General features: G+C 59.7%; 21 protein-coding genes. 12 read left to right on the top strand and 9 right to left on the bottom strand.

Annotation, left to right across the window (positions count from 1 at the left end):
- Positions 1–8: 8 nt before the first annotated feature.
- Entirely contained in the window at positions 9–1,211 is a 1,203-nt protein-coding gene (locus ABOK31_RS22675) for an MFS transporter (RefSeq protein ID WP_174181784.1), read from the top strand.
- A 39-nt stretch (positions 1,212–1,250) separates the two neighbouring features.
- Here the strand turns inward: ABOK31_RS22675 and ABOK31_RS22670 are convergent, their stop codons facing one another.
- Entirely contained in the window at positions 1,251–1,637 is a 387-nt protein-coding gene (locus tag ABOK31_RS22670; RefSeq protein WP_349960976.1) for an ester cyclase, read from the bottom strand.
- A gap of 34 nt (positions 1,638–1,671) precedes the next feature.
- Positions 1,672–3,615, bottom strand: coding sequence for a GGDEF domain-containing protein (locus tag ABOK31_RS22665; RefSeq protein ID WP_349960974.1), 1,944 nt, complete (start codon positions 3,613–3,615; stop codon positions 1,672–1,674).
- Positions 3,616–3,868: 253 nt separating this feature from the next.
- Between ABOK31_RS22665 and ABOK31_RS22660 the strand changes: the two genes are divergently transcribed.
- Positions 3,869–4,900 (top strand): class I SAM-dependent methyltransferase, encoded by a 1,032-nt coding sequence (locus ABOK31_RS22660; protein WP_349960973.1) that lies wholly within the window; start codon positions 3,869–3,871, stop codon positions 4,898–4,900.
- A gap of 23 nt (positions 4,901–4,923) precedes the next feature.
- Here ABOK31_RS22660 and ABOK31_RS22655 read toward each other — a convergent pair whose 3' ends face one another.
- The 6 genes from ABOK31_RS22655 to ABOK31_RS22630 form a co-directional block, all read right to left on the bottom strand.
- Positions 4,924–5,523 carry a DedA family protein gene (locus ABOK31_RS22655; protein WP_349960971.1) on the bottom strand — a complete coding sequence of 200 codons (600 nt, stop codon included), beginning with the start codon at positions 5,521–5,523 and terminating at the stop codon, positions 4,924–4,926.
- Between the two features lie 17 nt (positions 5,524–5,540).
- Positions 5,541–6,083, bottom strand: a complete 543-nt coding sequence (locus ABOK31_RS22650; protein ID WP_349960970.1) for a methyltransferase domain-containing protein — start codon at positions 6,081–6,083, stop codon at positions 5,541–5,543.
- Positions 6,084–6,231: 148 nt separating this feature from the next.
- Positions 6,232–7,587, bottom strand: coding sequence for a HAMP domain-containing sensor histidine kinase (locus tag ABOK31_RS22645; protein ID WP_349960968.1), 1,356 nt, complete (start codon positions 7,585–7,587; stop codon positions 6,232–6,234).
- Positions 7,584–8,258 carry a response regulator transcription factor gene (locus ABOK31_RS22640; RefSeq protein ID WP_349960967.1) on the bottom strand — a complete coding sequence of 225 codons (675 nt, stop codon included), beginning with the start codon at positions 8,256–8,258 and terminating at the stop codon, positions 7,584–7,586. Before ABOK31_RS22640 ends, ABOK31_RS22645 begins: the two co-directional genes overlap by 4 nt.
- Positions 8,259–8,616: 358 nt before the next feature.
- On the bottom strand, positions 8,617–8,859 hold the full coding sequence (locus ABOK31_RS22635) for a DUF1127 domain-containing protein (RefSeq protein ID WP_174181770.1): 243 nt from the start codon (positions 8,857–8,859) through the stop codon (positions 8,617–8,619).
- A gap of 445 nt (positions 8,860–9,304) precedes the next feature.
- Positions 9,305–10,864 carry a DUF4070 domain-containing protein gene (locus ABOK31_RS22630; RefSeq protein WP_174181768.1) on the bottom strand — a complete coding sequence of 520 codons (1,560 nt, stop codon included), beginning with the start codon at positions 10,862–10,864 and terminating at the stop codon, positions 9,305–9,307.
- 588 nt (positions 10,865–11,452) lie between these two features.
- On the opposite strand from ABOK31_RS22630, the gene ABOK31_RS22625 reads away from it, so the two are divergent.
- Positions 11,453–12,652, top strand: coding sequence for an MFS transporter (locus ABOK31_RS22625; RefSeq protein ID WP_349960965.1), 1,200 nt, complete (start codon positions 11,453–11,455; stop codon positions 12,650–12,652).
- Positions 12,653–13,023: 371 nt separating this feature from the next.
- Complete coding sequence (locus ABOK31_RS22620; protein ID WP_349960963.1) at positions 13,024–14,907, top strand: MFS transporter; 1,884 nt, start codon at positions 13,024–13,026, stop codon at positions 14,905–14,907.
- Positions 14,908–14,989: 82 nt separating this feature from the next.
- Here the strand turns inward: ABOK31_RS22620 and ABOK31_RS22615 are convergent, their stop codons facing one another.
- Positions 14,990–15,139, bottom strand: a complete 150-nt coding sequence (locus tag ABOK31_RS22615; protein ID WP_156090748.1) for a hypothetical protein — start codon at positions 15,137–15,139, stop codon at positions 14,990–14,992.
- A 337-nt stretch (positions 15,140–15,476) separates the two neighbouring features.
- Here ABOK31_RS22615 and ABOK31_RS22610 point away from each other — a divergent pair, with 337 nt between their 5' ends.
- The 8 genes from ABOK31_RS22610 (at position 15,477) to ABOK31_RS22575 (ending at position 24,207) form a co-directional block, all read left to right on the top strand.
- Positions 15,477–16,958 carry a sugar ABC transporter ATP-binding protein gene (locus ABOK31_RS22610; protein WP_349960960.1) on the top strand — a complete coding sequence of 494 codons (1,482 nt, stop codon included), beginning with the start codon at positions 15,477–15,479 and terminating at the stop codon, positions 16,956–16,958.
- Positions 16,958–17,998, top strand: coding sequence for an ABC transporter permease (locus ABOK31_RS22605; protein ID WP_349960958.1), 1,041 nt, complete (start codon positions 16,958–16,960; stop codon positions 17,996–17,998). Before ABOK31_RS22610 ends, ABOK31_RS22605 begins: the two co-directional genes overlap by 1 nt.
- 207 nt (positions 17,999–18,205) lie before the next feature.
- A complete protein-coding gene (locus ABOK31_RS22600) occupies positions 18,206–19,240 on the top strand; it encodes an ABC transporter substrate-binding protein (RefSeq protein ID WP_174181758.1) in 1,035 nt (344 codons plus the stop codon).
- A gap of 5 nt (positions 19,241–19,245) precedes the next feature.
- Positions 19,246–20,064 carry an ABC transporter ATP-binding protein gene (locus tag ABOK31_RS22595; RefSeq protein ID WP_349960956.1) on the top strand — a complete coding sequence of 273 codons (819 nt, stop codon included), beginning with the start codon at positions 19,246–19,248 and terminating at the stop codon, positions 20,062–20,064.
- Positions 20,061–20,894, top strand: a complete 834-nt coding sequence (locus ABOK31_RS22590) for an ABC transporter permease (protein ID WP_349960954.1) — start codon at positions 20,061–20,063, stop codon at positions 20,892–20,894. Before ABOK31_RS22595 ends, ABOK31_RS22590 begins: the two co-directional genes overlap by 4 nt.
- Positions 20,895–20,921: 27 nt before the next feature.
- The gene (locus tag ABOK31_RS22585) at positions 20,922–22,280 is read left to right on the top strand and encodes an FAD-dependent oxidoreductase (protein WP_349960952.1); all 1,359 of its coding nucleotides are present in this window, start codon (positions 20,922–20,924) and stop codon (positions 22,278–22,280) included.
- Positions 22,277–23,434: a CoA transferase gene (locus tag ABOK31_RS22580; RefSeq protein WP_349960950.1), complete on the top strand. Its 1,158-nt coding sequence runs from the start codon at positions 22,277–22,279 to the stop codon at positions 23,432–23,434. Before ABOK31_RS22585 ends, ABOK31_RS22580 begins: the two co-directional genes overlap by 4 nt.
- Positions 23,431–24,207 (top strand): enoyl-CoA hydratase-related protein, encoded by a 777-nt coding sequence (locus ABOK31_RS22575; protein ID WP_349960948.1) that lies wholly within the window; start codon positions 23,431–23,433, stop codon positions 24,205–24,207. The genes ABOK31_RS22580 and ABOK31_RS22575 overlap by 4 nt, the downstream gene beginning before the upstream one ends.
- Position 24,208: the final 1 nt, after the last annotated feature.

Genomic DNA, 24,208 nt, shown 5'->3' with positions numbered 1-24,208 from the left:
GCGCGCCGATGTCCGATCTTGCCCTTTCGCGTGACCATGAAGAAGCCGATACGCGGGAGGGATGGAAGGTCGTTGCCGCCACCCATGTGCTGACGGCCGTGACATTCGGAGCCGCCTACTCCTTCTCCGCCACCTTGCCGGGGCTTGCCGCGGAGTTTAGCGCCTCTCGCGGCGAGATCGCCCTCGTCTTCTCCATTTCCGCATTCCTCTTCTACTCCCTGGGCGCGATTACCGGGCCACTCGCCGACAGATGGTCGCCGCGCGGTCTGGTTCTTCTGGGGCTTGCCGCCATGATCCTCGGCTATATCGGCGCCAGTCGCGCCGGATCCCTTGTGTCGCTCTACATCTGGTATGGCTTCGGCGTTGGCCTTGGGATCGGCCTCTCTTACGTTCCAGCCCTTGGCGCCGTGCAATCCTGGTTTATCCGCAAACGAAGCCGGGCATCGGGCATTGCGACGGCCGGAATTGGCCTCGGCACCCTGATCCTGCCTTTTGCCATCGGCCATGCTCTTCCATCAATCGGCTGGCGGGGCTGCTTCGTCGCGCTGGCATGCCTCTTTGCCGGGTTCGGACTGCCGGCTGCAATGGTCGTCCGCAAAAGGCGTGACAATACGAACCCGTCCTCGAACCGAGCGAGCAACCCTGCAAATTCGCTCGCTGTATGGCGAGACAGCCGGTTCTACCTTTTCTATGTCGTGCTTATCCTGTCGTCGTTCTGCACCTTCATCCCGTACGTCCATATTGTTGCGGCCGCTCAGGACATGGGCCTTTCCATTCAGGATGGAACGACCCTTGTCGGCCTTATCGGTGTCGGCAACATCATCGGTCGCTTTTTCCTCGCCAGCCTGGGCGATCGCTTCGGGCGTCGCCAGCTGCTGGCCGTGCTGACATTTGCTGTTGCCGGATCCTTTGCATTATGGGCATCGGCAACCGACATGATCCAGCTGGCATTGTTCGCATTGACGTTCGGCATGAGTTATGGCGGCTGTGTAGGCCTTTATCCCGCTGTTGCAGCCGATCTGTTCGGCACGCGTCATATCGGCGCCGTCATCGGATATCTCTATACCGCCGTCGGGATCGCGGCCTTGATCGGCCCAACGGCCGCAGGTTTCATCTTCGATCATACCGGGAGCTACTTCGGCCCCGTCGTCGCAAGCGGCATTACCGCCTTCATCGCGGGCTTCATCGCTCTTCGTCTCGAGCGCAATTAGCCCTTTGGCATGTGGCGGATTTCGGAATCCTAAATTGACCTATAGCTGGGCCGCGATCGCAGCTTTGTCGATGACAGACCAGACGTTCCGGATTCGCCCATCCAGAAACTCATAAAAGACATTCTCGGCAAACTGCACCCTTCTGCCGTTCACCGCCATACCAAACAGCATTCCCGTCGGTGTACAATCAAATTGCAGGCGGCTTGCGACACGTGGCGGCTCGCAGATCAGCAGAGTGATCTCGAAATGAAGATCGGGAATGGCGCGAAAATCGCCTTCGAGCATTTGCCGATAGCCTGATAGGCCGACATAATCGCCATTATAATGCACGTCTTCATGGACGAATTTGCCCAGGCTCGACCAATCCTGCTTGTTCAGACAGGCAACATAGCCTCGGTAAGTCTCGGACAGGTCGACGCTTGCCATTCTCATTACCCTCGACCTGGAGACGGTCTGCGCCTCAGGCCGATGCCTGCAGACGGCGGCGTCCTGTATGCATCATTGTAATCGGATGCTTGAGCGCTGGTGCCGGACGACCGATATGGTATCCCTGAACCGCATCGATGCCAAAGGATTTGACAAGATTGAGCTGCTCTTCATCCTCCACTCCCTCGACCAGGATGCGATGACCGCGATTGCGCACCAGACCGATGATGTCCTCGAGAAGGATCTTCGCGCCGTCGTTGCTTGCCGCATCATGCAGGAAGGATTTGTCGATCTTGACGGTTTCGAACTCCATCAGGCGAAGCCATGATAGTCCGGCAAAACCCGTGCCGAAATCATCCAGCCAGAATTTGATGCCGAGCTTCTTCAGATCCTGAATGCTGTCGAGGACATCGGGGCGTATCTCCATATCAACGCCTTCGGTGATCTCGAACGCCACCCGGTGACCCGAAACGCCCGTCTCCGCCAGAATGGCCGCCACCTGCGCGGCAAAACCTGGAGCCCGCAGCTGGATCGGGGAGACATTGATGCTGACCGTGTCGACAATGTCGCGGGTCAGCAAGTCACAGCAGGCCCTTCTGATCGCCCAGTAGCCGAGCTCCATGATGGCGCCGGTGCGCTCCGCTATCGGGATAAAGACTGCCGGAGAAGCATTCGACCCGTCGAGCAACTGCAGGCGCATCAGCGCTTCATAGGCGCCGATCTCTCCGGTCTGAAGATATTGGATCGGCTGATAGACCAGCGAGACGAGGTTCTGCTGAATAGCGATCTTCAGAATGGCTGCGATATTCTCGCTTGCATCGCCGCCGGGCAGTTCGTTCGGGTCGAATATCCTTGCGCAATTGCGGCCGCTCGCCTTTGCGGAATAGAGAGCACGGTCGGCTTCGTTGATCACATTCTCGAGCTTCGTACCAGCGACGTCTCTCGTAATGGTCGCTCCGACGCTCACCGTGACATGCCGGAAACCATCCAGACGCTGCGCATGGACGATATCAAGAGCTTCGATCCCCTGACAAATCGCCTCTGCCAGCGCCAGCGCATCCGAGCTGCTCTCCAGATCGAGAATGACGATGAATTCCTCGCCGCCATAACGTCCCACCGTCGCCCCCAGGGGAGCGACGATATTCGACAGGGCATTGGCAACCGTCACAAGACAATGATCGCCCTCCTGATGGCCGTAATAGTCATTATACTTCTTAAAGAAGTCGACATCGACCAGAAGGATGGCGAACGGGGCGTCCTTCTCGCGCCAGCGATCCCAAAACTGTTTCAGCCTTATATCGGCAGCTCTTCTATTTTCCATTCCGGTCAGGGAATCGGTAATGGAAAGCCGCAGGAGCGCCTCGCCGCGTTCGGTCGCCTGGCGCTGCTGCAATTCTGCTTCCCGTGCATTGAGAAAGACGTTGAAACGTTCCTTGTTCAATTTCCAGTTCACATAGGAAGTGAACACGAAGCAGCAGAGATAGAAGGTCGTGAAGGCCAGGCAATAGGCGGCACTGTAGTGAAATTCCGTAAGCGACAGCAGGAAAAACGCAAAGATCAGCCCGGACGAGACCAATGCCAAGCCGAATTCAAGACTGAAGAAAAGGTTAACACCCATCATGAAGATGGCGCCGAAGGCGGCATAATAAGAGAATGCCTCGGCATTGGCCGTCTGCAATGCCGGCAGCAGCCACACGACATATCCGAGAACCACAGCCGCAGCACATGTCGCCTCAAGCTCGCCGGCACGACGCTGCCGCGAAAACTGCATTTCCAGGATCAGAAGCGAAAAGCCACCGATCAGAAACCGCGCAGGGATCGTCACATGCGAGACGTCGGGAATGAAGACCAGATCCGTGATCAGGAAGAGCACATAAACGGGCACAGCAAGCCACAGACCGCTGCGAGCCAAGGCACGCCGCGCGTCGTTGCTATAGGCTTTGTAGAGCGCACGCAGCTCATCGGGGCGGTTAGTCATGCGAGCCTCGCCCTGACCAAGATCGCTGCTTCCCGACAATCGACGCATGCTCACCATCACCCGAGTTAGCCGAGACTTCATGTCCACCGCGTTACCTTTGCGTCGCTCGAATGAACAAATCGCTCGCTTCACCACGGCGGCTAATTTGATCCGTTTGATAACGACAGCGTTGCCGCAGCGACATTAACAAAACCATAGCGCTCAATTTTTATATGAGATATGGTTTGCACAGTGTTCACGGAATGATTTAAAATTGAAACAATTTCAAACCGCTCTTGATGGCTTCAGCCTCGTTACCTCCCAGTCCATCTCGGAACATACGAGATCGTCCGGTAACAACCTTGCAACCGACCAAATTAAGGAGGGCGAAGCCGAACTCGCCCTCATTCTTTCCCTGACGCAGCAAGCATTCGAAGCAAACGCATCCGTTCCAGCCACGATGAAGGCCTTGACCGAACGTCTGCAGGCACTGAAAAGCAAGACGACACCCCTGACCTGGACCCATTTGGCCTCGGTTGCGCAGGGTCATCCCGTTTCGTCCTTCCTGCTGCAAGACCCTCTGACACGATGGTCCTTTGAAAAGCCGCGCGGCTATAGCGGGGATGCCTATCTGCTGGATTTCATTTACGAACATCCGGCCGTTGCCGCACAGGTGGCGGAGGCTTCGGCGCTGGGCGCTGAGGTTTACGATTTCACCCGGCGCGCAGCATCCGCCGTTGCCGTGCGCGAAAGGCGCGAGATCCTGGCCGCGCATGTCGATGCGGTGGCGGAGACGACGGATGGCGCCGAGATCCTGGCGATCGCAGCCGGCCATCTTCGCGAAGCGGAGCTCTCCCAAGCTCTGCAGAGCGGCAAGCTCAAGCGCTGGGTCGCACTTGACCAGGATCCGGTCAGCGTCGGAACGGTGAGCTCGGCCTTCCATGGCAGCTGTATCGAAGCGATCAACGGCTCCGTCCGCACCATTTTGGGGCGTGCACAGAAGCTCGGTACGTTCGACTTCATCTATGCAGCCGGCCTTTACGACTATCTGGCCGAAAGCGTAGCCGTGCGACTGACGGAGCGCTGCCTGCAGATGCTGAAGCCCGGCGGCAAGTTCCTGCTCGCAAACTTCGCCAAGGATATCGGTGTCGAAGGTTATATGGAAACCTTCATGAACTGGCCGCTGATCTGGCGAACGGACGAGGATGTCCAGTCGATCATCGACAAGGTCAAGCATCCGATCGCCGACATTTCCGTTACGCGTGGCGAGAATGGCGGCGTCATATATGCCGTTCTGACCGTATAGCCGGCGGCAAACGACACGACCGGCTAAGCCGCGTTGCGGCTTGGCCGGCCAAGTCGGAACAGGGCAAACAGCAAAAGATTAACCAAAACGATTGCCACGACGGCAGCAGGTGCTGCTGTGTCTGGCGCAAATATCTGACTCCGCAGCAAGTAGCCCGATACCAGAAACGGTGTATTCCAAAATAATGCGCCGCAGAATGTTGCGATGACGAAGCCTGGCGCCGGCATGGCAAGCACACCAGCTGGAAATGCCATATAGGCCCTGACGACAGGCACAAGCTGGCCGAAGAACACGACCCGTATCAGATTACCACGATAATTGCGCTTGAGCCGCGGATACCATTCTTCCTTGATATCCAGACGCCTGGTCATCCTCTGTACGAAGACGTCGCCACGTGTAGGCCCCAGCCATCGGCCCATTCCATACCAGAACAACGAGCCTGCCGTCGAACCTGCCGCCGTAATGGCGATCACCGCGGGCAGATCAGCTGGATGAGCGACACCCAGCACACCCAACATCAGGAACATGCCGGCGGACGGTATGACAGGGACGAGCTTCTCGATCGCAGAACAAAATGCAAGGCCAAGCAATCCCGACGCCGCCAGATCGGACAGAGTATCCAACAGATGCGGGGAACCATTCATACGACAACGGCCGGATAATGAAGCGGCCTGCGCCGGACGATCTTATAGACCCTGGCAGGCGGGAAGTTGCGCAGCACCTGGCCATGCAGCGTTGCCTTGAAGCCGAACCGATCGAGCAGCCGATGCGGTACGGGACAGCGAACGCCGTAGGTGAACTGATAGAACGCACCGTCTTCACGCAGCCGCGACGAGACCCCGGTCAGAATGGCAATTACTGTCTTCGGCGACATGTTCAGCAACGGTAGCCCGCTGATCGCACAGCCGAACAGCACGCCTTCCGGCAAGTCATGAGCCCCAAGTCGTGCAGCATCGGCACAGATGACTCGAGCATTGGGAAACCGCCGTCGGAGCAGGCTGGCAAAGCCATGAGCGGATTCAATCAGTGTGATGTCGCGCTCGCATATGCCGCGCGCAAGCAAGGCTTGTGTGAACACTCCCGTTCCGGGGCCAAGCTCCAGAACAGGCCCGGCCGAGGGATCGACTTCGCTTGTAATCAGATTGGCCAACATCGTACCGGAAGGAGCTATTGCTCCCACCATGCGCGGATTGATCAACAGAGTTCGCAGAAATAATGAAGTGTTTGACATATGTTCCGACCAGTAAGGCCGCAGGAGATTCGCCCGCGCAGCAGGCTTTTCCTACGGGGAGCCGATTGCGAGAACATTGCACCGGGAAGCCCGTGACAACTTATCCGACCGTCGGGAAGCTCAATCTGAAGGCTGCACCACCGGCCGGTTCGTCGAGGACGCAAACCTTTCCACCGTGAAGCCGGGCAATTTCCTGAACGAGATTGAGCCCAAGACCGAACCCCTTGCCGTGTCCGGGGAGACGATGAAACGGCTCGAAGATGCGAGCCCGCTCCTCCTGCGGAATGCCGCTTCCTTCATCGGTTACAGTGATGCCGGTGGCACGACCGACATGGACAATTATCTTGCCGGTGCGGCCGCCATACTGGATCGCATTCTGCACGAGATTGGCAACGGCTCGCTCGATGGCCACGCGATCACCGAGAACTTCCACGACCTCCTCGTCCTTGATGAAGCAGGGCTCGTAGTTGGCGGCAATCGCGAGCGGTGCCAGCTCCGAAACGACGTGCTGCGCGATCTCGACAAGATTGGTCGGGGCCGGCTCGAACCGATGATTGAGACGCTGTAGGTCAAGGAACTGCTCGGCAAGGGTCGCAAGGCGCACAGTATCCTCGAAGAGTCGTTCCTTCAAAGGACCTGTCGGCAGGCCGTCGAGACGTGCCTGCAGGATCGCGACCGGGGTTCGCCATTCATGGGCAAGATGGGAGAAAAGGCGCTTCTGCCGCTCATAGCCTTCGTCCAGTCGGCTCAGCGCATCGTTGACAGCTTCGACAAGCGGCAGGATCTCGCGCGGGACATCATCAATCGGAAGCCGCGTACCCTGGCGATTGATATCGATCTGCTTGGCGCGGGCAACCACGGAATCGAGCGAGGAAAAAGCGCGGCGAACCACGAGAGGCGCGGCAATCACCGTTGCAATCGCCGTGACGAGGAGCAGCGGCAGAAGGGTGCTGAAGAACACAATGCCCATCGCACCCAGGATGCGGACGGTCGATACGCTGCCGTCCATGCCCGTCAGAACCTGTACCTCGCCGGCCGGAGACGCCACCCATTGCAGCCGGGCGGCCGGCACGGTGCTGCCGCCGAGATTGCTGCCGAAGCGGGCCTGTCCGATGCCGTCAAGTGCGCCGCCGATCGCCGCATAGGCCGGCGGCACGCTCCCGTCTCTGACTACGGCGCCGCTTCGATCCCGTACGACAAACCAAAGGCCGGGCAGATTGCTCCGCCGCGCCGCAAGCGCCGGCGTCTCCTTCAGCGCAAGAGCGCCATTCTGATCACGGACAAGAGACTGGGAGATGGCATCTATCGTTTCGTCTTCCGGCTGAAGCGAGATGAAACTGCCGGTCGCCCAGAGGGCGGCGACGATGAGCACCGCAAGCAGCGACAGGAAAATCGCCTGCAGGAACGACAGACGCGATACGAGACGCCATCGCAGCGAAGGCTGGCCTGCGCTCATGATGTCAGTCTCATCAGATAGCCGATGCCGCGAACGGGGTGAATTTCGAGGCCCGCCTCCACGGCGGCAAGCTTGCGGCGAAGACGGGAGATATGCGCATCCAGCGTGTTGGACTGGATATCATCGGCAAACCCGTAAACGGCCTCCTCCAGCGCATGGCGCGGCACCGTGCGGCCAAGCCGGCGCACAAGCGCCTCGAAGACCAGCACTTCGCGACGCGGTAGCTCAAGCCGTTCGCCGTCGATCAAAATATCGTGGCAGCCGAAATCATAAGATAGCCTGCCGAAATTCACCACCTCGGTCCGCACGTCACCCGGGCGTCGCAAGATAGCGCGCAATCGCGCCAGCAACTCCTCCACGGCAAAAGGCTTGACGAGATAATCGTCGGCGCCGGTATCGAGACCGCCAATACGATCGTCGAGATCGCCGCGCGCCGTCAATATGATCACTGGCGTGCCGACACCGGCCGCGCGCAGCTTCGGAACAATCGACAGGCCGTCGCCGTCCGGAACCTGGCGGTCGAGGAGAATGACATCATAGGGCAGATTTATCGCAGCCTCTTCGGCATCAGCCAAGATCGACACATGATCGACGATGGCGTCACGAGCCTGCAGCGCGGCACTCAACGCCGCAGCCATTTCCGGTTCGTCTTCCAGCAACAAGATCCGCAATGAACCATTCCCACAAATGGAACAGCTACATTGCATAGGCGGATTGCAGGAAGATTGCGACCCTCTTCGGGCGGAGTTAGATCATTTATGGAAAGAACTGGGACGCAGGACATTTTCGCGGAGCACCTGCTGCAAGCGGTCGTCAGTGACAACGGCGTGACAGGGGAGAATGCATCGCCTCCTCCCCTGCCACTTTCGCTTCCGGGATGTTCTTAGGTAAGCATCGGCTCACGAATTTGGTGCGTCCGATTCGTGAACAGCTTACCCTTCCCGTCTTTTCTCCCGCCGCAAAGCCATACCCGAGCCAAAGTGGAGCGAGAATGACATGCAGCCGGGCATTCGCCTGCACCGCCCCCATTCAGCTGTAGGTGCGCAGATGCGGGGGCATATGGCTGGGATGCCCAAGAGGGTCTTCCCGTTCGGGGAGACCGATGTCGCGGAGCTGATAGTTCGACAGTTCCGACACCACTCTCCTGGTCTGACGCTGCTTCCAGACGACGAGCAGCAAGGCGCGCGCCGTCCTCCAAGCACCGAATTTCAGGCACAGTTCATCGACCGCTGCCGCTAAGTTATCAGCAACTATAAATTGTGAGTTCGTCATTGTTTTTCCTGGCGCAATTACGCAGCCAGGTCCTCTTGAAGCTCGACCGGCATCAGGAGTTGACGCATGGAACATGCGTCGGTTCATTCCATCAGCAAGTCACAATGTGTTTATGGGAAAAACGCCTAAGTGGCGGCATTCAAAGCTATTTCGGGCTTTAAATAGTTGCTCGTCGTGTAGCTGGCATGGCACATACCAAACCAGTAACGAGCATTCCGCTAGAGGCGTAGGTAAACATGTGTGTATGTTGCATATCACGCCTCCTGTGTTCGATTTGCGGATGAGCGTATAATACGTAAGATCTCAGATTCGGCAAGCCCACAATTTCGAATTGCAGATTTGCAGTCACTTATGTTGCTTCGTGGCAACAGTCGATACCTGCCATTTTCGACGCAAAGAAAACGCATCGACAAAACGGGGCGCCCATCCGAGCCGCCAAATTACGTCAGAACGAATTGACGATGCCGCCGCCGGTTCGCATCTGCTGCACCATGATATGGGCGTGATAATGCATGGCGCACTTGATCGCGTAGATTTGCAGCACCACGGGGGATCGTCGATGCCGCAGGAGGTTGAAAAGCCGCGCGCGATAGGTGGCGCGCAAATCCGCCTCCTTCACCCGGCGCATCAACCGAACGAAAATCCCGACCGCCTCGAGTGCCCATGTTGCGTTGAGCGCGATCAGACGCAACGGATGTCGGCGCAGATGGCGTAAGCGAGTGCTTTCCGGTTCGATACGCGCATCAATGTAGAGCGCATCCAACCGATCGAAATAGGCAGCCGGCTGATGCAGATCGCTTAAGACCGAAAGATACCCGTCCCTCAGGGTTTCCCGTGAGAGGTTGAGCGGAATGACGTTGGTGCCGTAGGCTGGCGGATCATCATGATCGAGCCTGCCTTCCTTGGCGAGGCGCGTATAGAGCGGCGTCTTCGGGATCGCTGCCAGCATGCCGATCATGGCGTTGACGATGCGCGCATCCTTGATGAAAACCCGCTGCGCATCGAAAATGGTCGCATCGTCGCTGTCGAAACCCAGGATCATGCCGCACCAGACTTCCATACCGGTCTGCTGGATCGAGTGGATCTTCTCCAGCATCGTCCCGCCCTTGCGCAGGTTCTGCAGCTTCTTGGTTTCGCGCAGCGCCTCCTCGTTCGGCGTCTCGATGCCAATGAAGACCGTGCGGATATTGGCATCGACCATCAGCTGCATCAGCTCGGCATCGTCAGCCAGATCGATCGACGCCTCCGTCAGGAACGTCATCGGATAATGATGGCGCTCCTGCCAGGCGACGACATCGCGCAACACTTCCTTGATCGCTTTCTTGTTGCCGATCAGATTGTCGTCGACGATGAAGGCCGTATCCATTCCTGACGCGAGCAGCGCCTCCATCTCGGCGATGATCTGGATGCTGGTCTTGATGCGCGGCTTGCGGCCGAAGACCACGATGATATCGCAGAAATCACAGGTGAAGGGACAGCCGCGCGAGAACTGGATGCTGCCGACCGCATAGTCATCCATCTTCAGAAGATCGAAGCGCGGCACGGGCACCGTGCTCATATCCGTCCTGTCGGACTGTTCGTAGCGCCGCGCGTGATGGCCCTCCTGCCATTCAGCCAAGAATTTGGGCCAGGTTTCTTCCGCCTCGCCGATGAAGGAGACATCGACGAGATTGCCGAAATAATCCTCCTTGACCGTAACCCAAGGTCCGCCGACGACGATGAAACAGTTGCGCCGTTTGAGCTCGGTCAGAATTTCCGTCATGCGAAAGCGCTGGACGATCATGCCCGTCAGGGCAACGATATCGGCCCTCTCGCAAAGGCCGTAGTCTATCGGCTCGATATTCTCATCGACCAGCGTGACGGTATGCTCGGCCGGCGTCAGCGCCGCAAGCAATGGCAGACAGGCCACGGGAAGATTGGCCTTCGCATCGAACAGCGGCAGGGCATGTTCCATGCCCCAATAAGAGGTTTCGAAACGCGGATTGATGATGACGATATGAGCCATTGAATAGTCCGCTCCATGATTGATGATCTGGTTCGGTATTACTTTGAGCCTGTAGTCATTTGCAGCTGCATGCGCTCGCCTTACGGCTGCGAAGCAGGGTCTTTCAGCATCGAGGCGGTTGTCTTAGCAGCCCTATATGAGCTCAAGATTAAATCCCGGACGCTGGCTGCGGCTGGATGTCCAGACCACCAACCCGCGCGGGGCGTTCTTCTCGGAGGGCGCACCGGTGTGCGATCTTCACCCTCCCCTTGAGGGGGAGGGTCGGCCCATAGGGCCGGGGTGGGGTGATCTTCAAGTTTGCGGCATGTCACCCCCGCCCGCGGCTATGCCGCGACCTCCCCCCTTAAGGGGGAGGTGTTGACCTACCACTTCAGTCTACCGAGGATGCCTCTCATCCATGGCAGGCCCGACCCGTGGATGATCTGGCCGCCAGACTTTCAAAAGCATCGCCCGCAGTACCAATCAAAATTTTTCCGGCGGCAATGTCGAAATCATCCCGATGCAATCGTCTTTATTGCGAACGTACCGCGGAAGACGACGATCCGATCTTTCGCACCTTGGGCTGAACCGGATGAAGGGAGCTGCAAAATGAGTTCGTCCTATCGTTGGGTGATTGTCGGTGCCGGCGCGCTGATGACCTGTGTTGCGCTCGGCGCGATGTTTTCCTTGGCGATCTTTCAGGTGCCGATCGCTGCCGATACAGGCTGGTCGCATGCCGGTATCGCCGCCGCCATGACGCTGAATTTCCTGACCATGGGCCTCGGTGCTTTTGCCTGGGGCGCTGCCAGCGATCGCTTCGGCGTCCGAATCGTGGTGGTGATCGGCGCATTGTTGCTTGGGCTTGCGCTCGTCCTCGCAAGCCGGGCCGGTTCGCTTCTGCAATTCCAGCTGACTTACGGCATTCTTGTCGGCCTTGCCGCCAGTGCCTTCTTCGCGCCGATGATCGCGGCAACGACGGCCTGGTTCGACAAAGGCAGAGGTCTTGCGGTCTCGCTGGTCTCAGCCGGCATGGGCGTCGCGCCGATGACGATATCGCCTTTCGCCCGCTACCTGATTTCGGCTTACGACTGGCGCTTCGCCATGCTTGTCATCGGCGTCATGGCCTGGGTGCTGCTGATACCGGCGGCATTGCTGGTGCGGCGCGCACCTGTTCTTGCCGAAACGACCGGCTTGGGCGGACAGAAGGAGGAGCAGAGCCTGCCGCTTGGCCGGATCTTCCGCTCGCCGCAGTTCCTCGTGCTCGGCGCGACCTTCTTTGCCTGCTGTGCGGCTCATTCCGGGCCGATCTTCCATATGGTCAGCTACGCCACCATCTGCGGCGTCGGGCCGATGGCCGCCGTCAGCATCTATAGCGTCGAGGGCCTCGCGGGTCTTGGTGGCCGCCTTCTTTATGGAACGCTGGCGGACCGGCTCGGCGTCAAGCCAGTGCTGGTCGCCGGCCTGCTGGTGCAGGCGGCGGCACTTGCCACCTATCTGCTGGTCAGCGAACTTGGCGAGTTCTATGCGCTGGCGGTCATCTTCGGAAGTGCCTATGGCGGCGTCATGCCGCTCTATGCCGTGCTCGCACGCGAATATTTCGGACCCCGCGTCATCGGCACCGTCTTCGGCGCAGCCTCGATGCTCTCGAGCATCGGCATGGCGGCCGGCCCTTTGATCGGCGGCTGGATATTCGATACCTTCGCGAATTATTCCTGGCTCTTCATCGGCTCATCGATGGTGGGATTGGGGGCGGCTGCCATCGCGCTTGCCTTCCCACCAATGCGGCGCCTGCAGCTGCAGGCGGCATGAAACAGGCCAGAAACGGTCTGGACTCACATCTACGAACCATACCGGGTGCTTCATATTTCACCGCGTCCGGCATGGCCTTTCCCGGCGATAAAGCGCTCCCGTCGCGCAGGGCAATGACATATTCATATTTCTTGATACTTACACACAGATTTCCATAAGCGGCAGCGGTTGCAGCCATTGCAATTTTCAATTTTTAGCCAACACTCGCACATGCATCAGGTGCTTGATCTCCTGGGGGAGGAAATCAGGAGAGCATCCACTGGCGCGACTTTCCGCGCCCATCGGCAGGAAAGTCCTGCGTAACGTCATTATGGGGGACATGACACGGGTCTTTTTGACCATGTCCCTGGTGCAATTGGGAGGATTGATTCATGGCAACCACGTCCGTGGCCGAGACGAACGGCCGAGGCATGACCAGGGAGGAGAAGAAGGTCATCTTCGCATCCTCCCTCGGAACCGTGTTCGAATGGTATGACTTCTATCTTTATGGAGCGCTGGTTGCCTTCATCGGTACAGCTTTCTTCAGCGACTATCCGGAAGCAACCCGCAATATTTTCGCTTTGCTGGCCTTCGCCGCGGGCTTCCTTGTGCGGCCGTTCGGCGCCCTCGTCTTCGGACGGATCGGCGACCTCGTGGGACGCAAATATACCTTCCTCGTCACGATCCTGATCATGGGCCTTTCGACCTTTCTGGTCGGCGTCCTTCCCGGCTCGGCGAGCTGGGGCATCATCGCACCGGTCATCCTCATCATCCTTCGCCTATTGCAGGGTCTGGCGCTCGGCGGCGAATACGGTGGTGCTGCGACTTATGTCGCCGAGCACGCGCCGGACAACAAGCGCGGTTATTATACGTCCTGGATACAGACGACTGCGACGCTCGGCCTGTTCCTGTCGCTGATCGTCGTTCTCGTCGTACAGAACGCCGTCGGCAAGGATGCATTTGCCGCCTGGGGCTGGCGCATCCCCTTCCTTCTCTCCTGCGTTCTGCTTGCCATCTCCGTCTGGATACGACTGTCACTCAGTGAATCGCCAGCGTTCAAGAAGATGAAGGAAGAAGGGAAGGGCTCCAAGGCTCCGCTCTCCGAAGCCTTCGGTCAGTGGAAGAATGCGAAGATCGCCTTGATCGCCCTGCTTGGCCTTACCGCCGGTCAGGCGGTCGTCTGGTATGCGGGCCAGTTCTATTCGCTGTTCTTCCTGCAAAGCGTGCTGAAGGTCGATGGCCAGTCGGTCAACATCATGATCGCGATCGCACTTCTGATCGGCAGCGGCTTCTTCGTAGTCTTCGGCTGGCTGTCCGACAAGATCGGTCGCAAGCCGATCATCATGGCGGGTCTTGCGCTTGCAATCCTGACCTACTTCCCGCTGTTCAAGGCGCTGACCCACGCCGCAAATCCGGCGCTCGCCCAAGCGGAGCAAACCATCCGGGCCACGGTGACGGCAGCGCCCAACGATTGTACCTTCCAGTTCAATCCGGTCGGCACCGCCAAGTTCAACAATTCGTGCGACATCGCCACGTCTTTCCTGTCGAAGTCGTCCGTGCCCTATACCATCGCCGAAGGCCCGGCCGGGCAGCCGGCAACCGTCAAGGTGGGCGACGCGACCATAACCTCCTATGATGCCACGGCGGCGGGTGCCGGCGCGGCGGCCAAGAGCGCGGTATTCACGCATGACATGAACCTCGCCCTGCAAAAGGCCGGCTTCCCGCTGGCACGCGACCCCGCCAAGGTGCCGGACGCCAAGCTGGATGCCTTCATCGCCGCCAATCCCGAACTCGCGCTCAACGCGGCAACCGTGCGGGCGGGCGACAAGACGGTCACGCCGGTCGCCGACCTCGTCAAGGCGAAGCTTCTGACGGCGGATCAGGCTGGCGGCGCCACCGACATGCCGGTCTACACCATCGCCAATGGCGGGGCCTTCAAGATGGTTGCCGATCCCGCGGCCATCAATTGGCCGCTGACCATCCTCATTCTGACGATCCTCGTGATCTATGTGACCATGGTTTACGGCCCGATCGCCGCAATCCTGGTGGAGATGTTCCCGACCCGCATCCGCTATACCGGCATGTCGCTGCCTTATCACATCGGCAACGGCTGGTTCGGCGGTCTGCTGCCGGCAACGGTCTTCGCCATGAGCGCCGCCAAGGGCGATATCTATTATGGCCTCTGGTACCCGATCGCGATCGCTGCGATGACCCTCGTCATCGGTCTTATCTTCGTTCGCGAAACCAAGGGTGTCGATCTGAACAGCATCAAGTAACTGCATAAGGCCCGGCGTTCACATGCGGCACGCCGGGCCTTTCCTTGCTTCGTTACCCGACCCTTGATCGAGGCTCGAGGCCTCAGCTTCCGCAAAGAGCGTGCAGCAGCACCAAAAGGGAGAAGAGAACCATCAGGCCCGCCAGGAAATGCTGCAAGATCGACCAGACGCGCTTGGTTGCGGCAAGGCTTGGCCGAGTTGCAAGAGAAGCAAGGTAGAGCACTGTATCCATAAAAACTCCTGCCAAATGTCTCCGTACGGGCGCGGCCCAAGCCATCGCGATCACGGAAATTCTTGATATTCAAGCGTTTTATATTGTCTATAAAATTAGTAGATTAAAGGAAGGGTTTTTCGGCTCTCTCGGAATTCCAGACAAATTTAACTCCCGGTTAGCTGACCCGGACAGCGTTTGATTGACCTGGCCACCAACCCATCCAGCCTCCCGACAAAGCTGGACCGAAGCTCCGCAAAAATTTATTCTATAGATTAAGTGAACAAAGCAAGGCGCGCCCTTGTGATTGACCGTCAGTGGCTTACGAGTATCGCAGACGATCATCGAACCCTCGCTCATGACCTTGCTGGATGCCCAAAATCTCTCGCTTGCCTTCGGCTCGACACAGGCCTTAGCGGGAGCGTCCCTGACGGTCGACCGCGGCGAGATCGTCGCGCTGATGGGAGCCAACGGAGCCGGCAAGTCGACACTGGTAAAAATCCTCTCCGGCATTCACCGGGCCGATTCAGGCAGGATACTGTGGAACGGCTCGGATTATCGCCCGGAAGGCCCGGCCGAGGCAACAGTGCGGGGCGTCGTCACCGTACATCAGTCGACCGGCGTCGTCGGCATCGCCGGCCTTTCGGTCGCGGACGCGCTGCTGCTCAATCAATTCGTCGACGGACGCCAACCCTTTTTTCTGTCGAGGCGTTCGGTGCGGAGAAAGGCGGAAGCCATCCTGTCGGAAGCTGGTTTCGACCTGCCGCTCGACCGGGATTTTGGTGATCTGGGCACAGCCGACCGACAGATGATCGCCATTGCCCGCGCCCTTTCCAACAAGGCGCAGCTGCTGATCCTCGACGAGCCGACGGCGAGCCTCTCTGCACGCGAGACGGCACGGCTCTATGAGATCGTCCGCCGGTTGAAAGCACGGGGCCTGGGCATTCTCTATATATCGCATCGCACGGCCGATCTCGATGCGCTCGCCGACCGGGTGGTCGTCCTGCGGGGCGGTCGTAATGTCGGCGCCTTCTCGCAACCGATCGACTTCGATGCGGCCATCGAAACCATGATCGGCCGTTCGATGAAAGCGGCCCGCCCGCAGCGTCGGGGGCAGTTCGACCGAACCATACTGGAACTTCAGGGCGCGCAGCTGTTTGCCGACAGCCCACCGATCGATCTCAGGCTTCACGCTGGCGAGGTCGTCGCCATTACCGGTGTTCTCGGCGCCGGTAAGAGCCGGCTTCTATCAACCCTTTTCGGTCTCGACCGCTTTGCGGCGGGCACCGTATGTTTGGATGGCACCGCATTTCAACCAGCCTCGCCTGCAGATGCAATCGCACGAGGCGTCGTCATGGCTGCCGCCGACCGGCATCGCTCTTCGCTCATGCCGTCGGACTGGCCGGGAGAGAGCATTGCGGCGACCATCAGCCTGCCGCATCTGAAGCATTGGTATCCGTCGGGCTTCCTGTTTTCCGGGCGAGAAAGCCGCGAAGGAGAAAGGGCCATTCGGCGCCTCGGCATAAAGGCCTCCGGTCCCGAGTCATCCGTCTGGTCTCTTTCCGGCGGCAATCAGCAAAAGGTCGTGCTCGCGCGCTGGGAGGCCGAGCCAAGCCGGCTCATGCTTCTCGACGAGCCCTTCCAGGGGGTCGATGTTGGCGCCCGTCAGGACATCATCGCAGCCATACGCGCCCATACCGATCGCGCGACGCTGATCGCCACATCCGATCCGGAAGAAGCACTCGAAGTCGCCGACCGGGTACTGCTGATGGAACATCATGGCCTCAAAGAAGTCGTTGATGCGGCCTCAGGCAGCGGACAGAACAAGGAATATGCCTGATGAGTGAAGGTACTGCAGAAATCCCCGAACAGATCAGGCCGGCCAACCATACGATATCGCCGCAAGAGTTCGTGCGGCGGGGAGCGGTATTTCTCCTCCTCCTTGCCCTCATCATCATCTTCAGCTCCGCCCAGCCCGCCTTCATCAACATCAACAATCTGATGAGCATTCTGCAGGCGGTTTCGGTCGTCGCCATCATCGGCGCCGGCGTCACGGTGACGCTGGCCATCGGCGGCTTCGATCTTTCCGTCGGCGCCGTGGCCGCCTCCAGCGTCATGGCCGCCAGCTATGCGATGATCGTCTGGAACCTCAACGTCTATGAGACCGTGCCGCTGGTGCTTGCTTTCGGCGCGATCGTCGGGCTTGCCAATGCCCTGCTGATCGTTCGGCTGAAGGTGCCGGATCTGCTCGCTACCCTCTCCACCATGTTCCTGCTCACCGGGCTACAGCTGATCCCGACAGCCGGACGTTCGATCTCCGTAGGCCTGATCCTTCCCGATGGCACGAAGGCGATCGGCAAGGTCGACCCTGCCTTTTTGACGATAGGACGTTCAAGCCTGTTCGGCACGATCCCCTTTCCCGTCATTCTGATGCTTGTCGTGGCCTTCGTACTCCATGTCCTCACGGAGCGCACGCGCCTTGGCCGCCTTCTCTATGCGACCGGAGGCAATGAAGCCGCAACACGGCTGGCCGGTGCCAATATCGCCCGCGTGAAGACCTTTGCCTATGTGCTTTCCGGCGTTCTCGCTTCGCTTGGCGGCATCATTGTCGCCGCCCGCGTCGGCCGCGGCGATGTCTCCTCCGGCGCCTCGCTGCTGATGGATTCCGTCGCAGCCTCGCTCATCGGCTTTGCCGTCCTGGGGCTGCGCCGTCCCAACGTTCTCGGCACGACAATCGGTGCGGTCTTCGTCGGTGTGCTGCTGAACGGGCTGACAATGCTGAACGCGCCCTACTACACGCAGGACTTCATCAAGGGTGCCGTCCTTGTCGGTGCGCTCGCGCTGACCTATGGGATTGGACGCGGCAAGACCCTCGGCTAAAGGCGCCGCAGGGCGGCATATTCTCCAGATGTTACCGGGCTGCGGATTGATCCGCAGCACCTTTGCTCACGTTGACCGTTGCCTTTTTGGCAATCGATAGTGCGCATAATTGTTCTTTATTAGAACACTGAATTCCCCCATCATCCCGGTATTGGTGGATAACGAGACGCAAAGTCCGATCGCCCAATCAACAGGGGAACTGTCAGAATGTCACAATTCATGATGAATCGCCGCCGCTTTCTTTCCAACGCTGCCTTGGTCGGAGGTCTTGCCGCAACGCAGACTTTCGTCGGCATTCGCGCCGGCAAGGCGGCCGATGTTGCCGAGGTTCGCATGCAGCTCGGCTGGCTTGCCTCGAACGGCCTGCTTGGCGAGGTCGCAGCTCAGAAAAAGGGCTTCTTCACCGAGCAGGGCATCAATCTCACCATCGTCCCCGGCGGCCCGAATGTCGATGGCGTTGCCGGTGTGGCAGCAGGCCAATCCGCTATCGGCCAGATTTCCTCGAGCCCGTCGGTCATGCTCGCGCGTTCCGCCGGCATGCCGGTCAAGGCGTTTCTCGCCGGATACCGTAAGCATCCATTTACATATTTCTCGTTGAAGAAATCGCCGATCCGCGAGCCGAAGGACATGATCGGCAAGACGATCGCGACGCAGCCGACCGCCTTCATCCTTCTGCGCGCCCTTCTCGCGCAAAACGGCATTCCGGAAGACAAAGTGAAGATGGTCAACATGGGTTCCGACATGAACCAGTTGATCACCGGTCAGGCTGATGCGGTTACCGGGTGGGTGACGAACACCAATGCACTGAAGGTGCTCGGCGACGAGCGCGTCGACATGATGCTCTGGGATGCGGGCCTGCAGCTCTATGCCAATGTCTACTACACGACCGACGAGCAGCTCGACAAACATTCCGACGTGCTGGTGCGCTTCACCACAGCCGCCGCCAAGGGCTGGGGCTATGTGCGCGACCATCCGGAAGAAGCCGTCGACATGCTGGTCGACGCCTATCCCAATCTCGACAAGGCGAGCGAACTCGAGGCCGTCCATCCCGTCATCGATTTCTCCTTCGGCGACAGCACCAAGCAGACCGGCTGGGGTGCGATGAACAAGGACAATTGGGCCGCCCAGATCAAGGCCTATGCCGACCTCAAGCAATTCACAGGCACCACGCCGACCGTCGATGACGTCGCTACCATGGCGATCCTCGACGCAACGACCGAAATCCGCAAGCAGATCGGGTGAATGCCATGATGAGCGCCGCCACCATCAAGCAGCCACAGCCGCTACCAGCAGCTGAAACGGCAAGACTTGCCGTTTCCATTCGGGATCTCGACATCCGCTTCGGCGACAAGGGCAATGAGTTCACCGCACTCTCCAATGTCTCGGTCGACATTCCCGAGGGGTCATTCGTGACGATGCTCGGGCCGTCCGGCTGCGGCAAGTCGACGCTGCTCCGCTGTATCGCCGATCTCGTTGACATCAGCGATGGTTCGGTTTCGGTATTCGGCCGGCCGCCGCGCGAAGCGCGTCAGGGCCGTGACTTCGCCTTCGTCTTCCAGGAAGCGACGCTTCTGCCCTGGCGAAGTGTCATCGACAATGTCCGCCTGCCGCTGGAAGTCGGCAAGCATGACAAGAGCGCCTATGCCGATCCCATGGAGCTGCTGGCGCTCGTTGGCCTGAAGGGGCGTGAAAAGGCCCTGCCGCACGAACTGTCGGGTGGCATGCGCCAGCGTGTCGCCATCGCCCGCGCCCTTGTGACCAAGCCGCGCATTCTTTTGATGGATGAGCCCTTCGGCGCGCTCGACGAAATCACCCGCGACAAGCTCAATGAAGAACTCTTACGCATCTGGCGCGAAACCGGCACAACCATCGTCTTCGTCACCCATTCCATCCCGGAGGCGGTCTTCCTCGGCCAGCATGTGCTGATGCTGCAGGCCCATCCCGGGAGGGTGAAGGAGTACATGAAAGTCGACCTCCCCTATCCGCGCTCGCTTGCGATGCGCGACACCGTCGACTTCATCAAGGTGACCGCGCATCTCCGTGCGCTGCTGGAGGAATGCATATGAGCAATGCCATCCACTCCGACATCGGCCGCATCGCCAAGGCGCCGCGCAAAGTCGCCATCCTCGACGCAACCGTCGGCGTCCTCTCCTCGCACATGCCGGCAATCCTTGCGGCACTCGGCTGCATCGTGCTGTGGCAGGCGGTCATCTGGATCTTCAAGATCCCGACCTTCATGGCGCCAAGCCCGCTCGACGTCCTCTATGCCTTTCGCGACAATGCCGCGACGCTCACTAGAAACCTCCTGCCGACGGTACTCGAGGCCGTTCTCGGCTTTGTCTTCGGCAATCTTATCGCCATCATGCTGGCAATCTGGTTCGTCCACAGCGCCACCGCGGAGAAGGCCTTCTATCCGATCGCCGTCTTCGTCAAGGCGATCCCGATCATCGCGCTTGCGCCGATCCTGGTGCTGATCTTCGGCAACGGCGTTGCCCCGAAGATCATCATCGCCGGCCTGATCTGTTTCTTCCCGACGCTGGTCAACATGGTCCAGGGACTTCGCTCGGCAAGCCCCGCCATGCTCGACCTGATGCGGGTGCTCTCGGCCAGCAACTCCGAGATCCTCTGGAAGGTTCGCCTGCCGAGCTCGCTGCCATTCCTCTTCGCCGCCTTGAAGATCGCTGCCACCAGCAGCGTCATGGGCGCGATAGTGGCGGAGTGGATCGGCTCCAGCTTCGGGCTCGGCGCTCTCATCATCGAGGCGACCTATAATTTCCGCTCGCCGCTGCTTTACGCGACGGTGGTCATCGCCGCCCTGCTTGCCGTGATCCTCTTCTTCATCGTCTCGGTCGCAGAAGCCAAGATGATCCGCTGGAAGCCGGCCGGACAGCACTAAAACTTAGAAAACATCGAGGGAACACCAATGGAACAGGTTATTCACCAGCCTGCACGGGATATCCGTGTCGTCGATCGCTCCGATGTGGTTGTCGTCGGCGGGGGGCCTGCCGGAATTGCAGCAGCCGTATCGGCAGCGCGCAATGGCGCAAGCGTCACCCTTCTCGAACGCTATCCCTATGTCGGCGGGCTTGCTGCCGGCGGCATGGTGCTGGTGCTCGACGATATGATCAACGAGCTCGAAATCACGGTGCGCGGCATCTGCATGGAGATGATCGAGCGCATGAAGCGGTGGGATCTCTGCGTGACACCGACCGACCGTGACCGCCTGATCGAATTCCGCGACACGCCGGAGGCCTGGCAGCGTTGGGCGCGATGGGGCCTCTTCGATTTCCACACACAGGCAATGCCGCACCCGATCTGCTTTTCGGCCGCCTTCGATCCCGACGCCTTCAAGCGCGCCGCCTATGACATGATCGGCGAAGCGAAGATCAAGCTCAGAACCCACAGCTGGTTTTCCTCGGCGATCGTCGAGGGCGGCACGATCAAGGGCGTCATCTGCCAGACCAAGGACGGGATGCAGGCAATCCTCGGTGATGTCGTCATTGATACGACGGGCGATCTCGATGTCGCCGCGAGTGCAGGCGCTTCCCATGTCGAATCCAACTTCATTCTGACGACGGTGTCGCGCTGGGGCGGCGTCGATACGGAAGCGGCGGAACGTTTTGAACAGCAGGAACCGGAAGCCTTCAAGGCGCTCGATCACGAAGCCAAGCGGCTGATCGGCGGTTGCTGGTCCTTCTGGTGGCTGAAGACCCCGCTGCCCGGCGTCGTCTGGCTGAACTGCCCGCATATGCCGACCTTAAGCGGCCTGAAGGTCGAGGATCTGACCAAGGCGGAGATGGAAGGTCGCTCGCGCATTGCCAAGCTGCTCGATTTCGCACGGGAAAAGATGCCCGGCTTCGAGAATGCCTATGTCGTCGATTTCGCGCCGCAGACTGGCGTGCGCCAAACGCGGCTGCTGCAGGGAGACTATGTCGTGACGAAGGACGACGTCATGACCCGCCGGCATTTCGCCGACACGGTCTGCCGTGGCCGCGACTACTACACGCCCTACCGCGCCATGCTGCCCAGAGAGGTCGACCAGCTGATCGTTGCCGGACGGCATTATTCTTCCACGCCGCAGGCACAGAAATCCAGCCGCGAGATCCCGCCCTGCATGGCGATGGGTGAGGCGGCTGGTGTCGCCGCAACCGTCGCCCTCAATGCCGGGACGACCGTTCGCAAGGCCGATGTCAGGGCGATTCAGAAACAGATGCGGGCTCAGGGCGCCGATCCCGGCGACATCCCCTCGGAAAACGCGACATATTTGGAGGCTGCAGAATGACGACTTTGCCACTCGACGGAATCCGCGTGATCGATTTCACGCAGGTCATGCTCGGCCCCTCCTGCACCCAGGTTCTGGCCGACTACGGCGCCGAAGTCATCAAGATCGAAAAGGTGAAGATCGGCGATCTCTCGCGCTGGTCGCTCGGTTCCGATCCGGATGGGCTCAATAACCCGGTCTTCTGCTCCTTGAACCGCAACAAGAAGAGCCTGGCGCTCGATCTGAAGGAAGCCAGCGCCCGCAAGACCGTCCAGGCGCTGCTTGAGACGGCTGACGTCGTCGTCAACAACTTCCGGCCTGGCGTGATGGAGCGCATGGGCTTTGGCTATGAAGATCTGAAAAAGATCAATCCGCGTCTGATCTATGCCGTCGGCACCGGCTTCGGGCTGACCGGCCCCTACCAGCATAAGGGCGGCCAGGACGTGTTGGCGCAGGCCGTCTCCGGCGTCATGCGCCGCAAGTCCGACAATAGCCATCCGACCTCGATCTATGCCACGCCGCTTGCCGATTATTCTGCCGGCATGCACCTCGTACAGGGTATCCTGCTTGCGCTTCTGCAGCGCGACAAGACGGGAGAGGGACAGCAGGTCGCCGTCAGCCTCTACAACTCCATGATCGCCATGCAGATGCAGGAAGGCACGACGCATCTGATGCGCCAGAAGGACCTGAACTGGGGCGCCTTCCCACTGACGGGCGTCTTCGAGACGACGGACAGCGCGATCGTCATGGTCGGCGCTTTCAAACCGAACCCCTTGCGCGATATCTGCGAAGCGCTTGAGATCGAAGACCTCTCGCAATATCCGCAATACAAGGATTTCGACTCGCAAATGGCGCGGCGGCCGGAGTTGCAGGCGATCTTCCGCGAGAATTTCGCCAAAAACAGCACCGCGCATTGGATCGCACGGCTGGAAGGCGTCGACATTCTCTGCGCGCCGGTCCGTTCGCTGCCCGAGGCGCTGAAGGACGAGCAGACGATCATCAACAAAATGATCCTCGAGGCAGGTGAGACCGCCGCCGGCCCGATCCGGCTGATCGGCTCGCCGATCGACATGTCGGCCGCCCACGTCACCGTGCGGATCGCGCCGCCGCAGCTCGGTCAGCACAATGAGGAAATTCTGGCCTCGCTTTCCGAGGTGCAGGGAGACGCCGCATGAGCGTTACCTTCACCGTAGAAGACCGCGTTGCCCGCGTCACGCTCGACCGCCCCGACCGGATGAACGCGGTCGATGCCGAGACCGAGGCGAGGCTGGAGTCGATCTGGACGGAGATCGAGACGCGCGACGACATCAGCTGCGTCGTCCTGACCGGCTCCGGCGAAAAGGCTTTTTGCGCAGGCGCCGACCTCAAAGGCGGTAGCGGCAGTTCCGGTGTCGACTACTGGACGGTCGGGCGGGAAAACGGCTTTGGCGGTCTCGCCTTCCGCCGCTCGCTCGACGTGCCGGTGATTGCGCGCGTCAACGGCTATGCGCTGGGCGGCGGCTTCGAGATGGTGCTTGGCTGCGATATCGTCATTGCCGTGGAGACGGCGCGCTTCGGTCTGCCCGAAGCCCGCGTCGGCCGGATGCCGCTCGATGGCGGCATGGTGCTCTTGCAGCGCAAGATTCCGTTCAACCGTGCCATGGCGGTGATGCTGACGGGGCGGCAGTTCAGCGCGCAGGAAATGGCGAGTTTCGGCGTCGTCAACGAAGTCGTTTCGGCTGCCGAGCTGGACGCTGCCGTCGAGCGCTGGGTCGCCGATATCGTTGCCTGTGCTCCGCTTTCGCTGCGGGCGATTAAGCAGACGGTCAATCGCACGGCACATCTAAGCCCGGCAGAGGCGCAGGCGTTGCGGACACCCGCGCTCATCAAGGCCTTGAAAAGCGAGGATGCCATGGAGGGTGTCGCGGCTTTCCGCGAGAAGCGGGCGCCCGTTTGGCGCGGCAGATAGG

It is taken from the genome of Rhizobium sp. ZPR4, from assembly GCF_040215725.1.
Taxonomy (GTDB): domain Bacteria; phylum Pseudomonadota; class Alphaproteobacteria; order Rhizobiales; family Rhizobiaceae; genus Rhizobium; species Rhizobium rhizogenes_D.
Note: the sequence above shows the minus strand (reverse complement) of the source record. Positions and strands in the feature narration are given on the sequence as shown.

What these genes read in the sequence shown, in the direction of transcription:
- ABOK31_RS22590 (WP_349960954.1), top strand. Translation starts at nt 20,061, where the DNA reads ATGAGCAATGCCATCCACTCCGACATCGGCCGCATCGCCAAGGCGCCG.
- ABOK31_RS22600 (WP_174181758.1), top strand. Translation starts at nt 18,206, where the DNA reads ATGTCACAATTCATGATGAATCGCCGCCGCTTTCTTTCCAACGCTGCC.
- ABOK31_RS22575 (WP_349960948.1), top strand. Translation starts at nt 23,431, where the DNA reads ATGAGCGTTACCTTCACCGTAGAAGACCGCGTTGCCCGCGTCACGCTC.
- ABOK31_RS22635 (WP_174181770.1), bottom strand. Translation starts at nt 8,859, where the DNA reads ATGACGAACTCACAATTTATAGTTGCTGATAACTTAGCGGCAGCGGTC.
- ABOK31_RS22670 (WP_349960976.1), bottom strand. Translation starts at nt 1,637, where the DNA reads ATGGCAAGCGTCGACCTGTCCGAGACTTACCGAGGCTATGTTGCCTGT.
- ABOK31_RS22645 (WP_349960968.1), bottom strand. Translation starts at nt 7,587, where the DNA reads ATGAGCGCAGGCCAGCCTTCGCTGCGATGGCGTCTCGTATCGCGTCTG.
- ABOK31_RS22605 (WP_349960958.1), top strand. Translation starts at nt 16,958, where the DNA reads ATGAGTGAAGGTACTGCAGAAATCCCCGAACAGATCAGGCCGGCCAAC.
- ABOK31_RS22585 (WP_349960952.1), top strand. Translation starts at nt 20,922, where the DNA reads ATGGAACAGGTTATTCACCAGCCTGCACGGGATATCCGTGTCGTCGAT.
- ABOK31_RS22625 (WP_349960965.1), top strand. Translation starts at nt 11,453, where the DNA reads ATGAGTTCGTCCTATCGTTGGGTGATTGTCGGTGCCGGCGCGCTGATG.
- ABOK31_RS22580 (WP_349960950.1), top strand. Translation starts at nt 22,277, where the DNA reads ATGACGACTTTGCCACTCGACGGAATCCGCGTGATCGATTTCACGCAG.
- ABOK31_RS22610 (WP_349960960.1), top strand. Translation starts at nt 15,477, where the DNA reads ATGACCTTGCTGGATGCCCAAAATCTCTCGCTTGCCTTCGGCTCGACA.
- ABOK31_RS22595 (WP_349960956.1), top strand. Translation starts at nt 19,246, where the DNA reads ATGATGAGCGCCGCCACCATCAAGCAGCCACAGCCGCTACCAGCAGCT.
- ABOK31_RS22615 (WP_156090748.1), bottom strand. Translation starts at nt 15,139, where the DNA reads ATGGATACAGTGCTCTACCTTGCTTCTCTTGCAACTCGGCCAAGCCTT.
- ABOK31_RS22650 (WP_349960970.1), bottom strand. Translation starts at nt 6,083, where the DNA reads ATGGTGGGAGCAATAGCTCCTTCCGGTACGATGTTGGCCAATCTGATT.
- ABOK31_RS22665 (WP_349960974.1), bottom strand. Translation starts at nt 3,615, where the DNA reads ATGACTAACCGCCCCGATGAGCTGCGTGCGCTCTACAAAGCCTATAGC.
- ABOK31_RS22630 (WP_174181768.1), bottom strand. Translation starts at nt 10,864, where the DNA reads ATGGCTCATATCGTCATCATCAATCCGCGTTTCGAAACCTCTTATTGG.
- ABOK31_RS22620 (WP_349960963.1), top strand. Translation starts at nt 13,024, where the DNA reads ATGGCAACCACGTCCGTGGCCGAGACGAACGGCCGAGGCATGACCAGG.
- ABOK31_RS22675 (WP_174181784.1), top strand. Translation starts at nt 9, where the DNA reads ATGTCCGATCTTGCCCTTTCGCGTGACCATGAAGAAGCCGATACGCGG.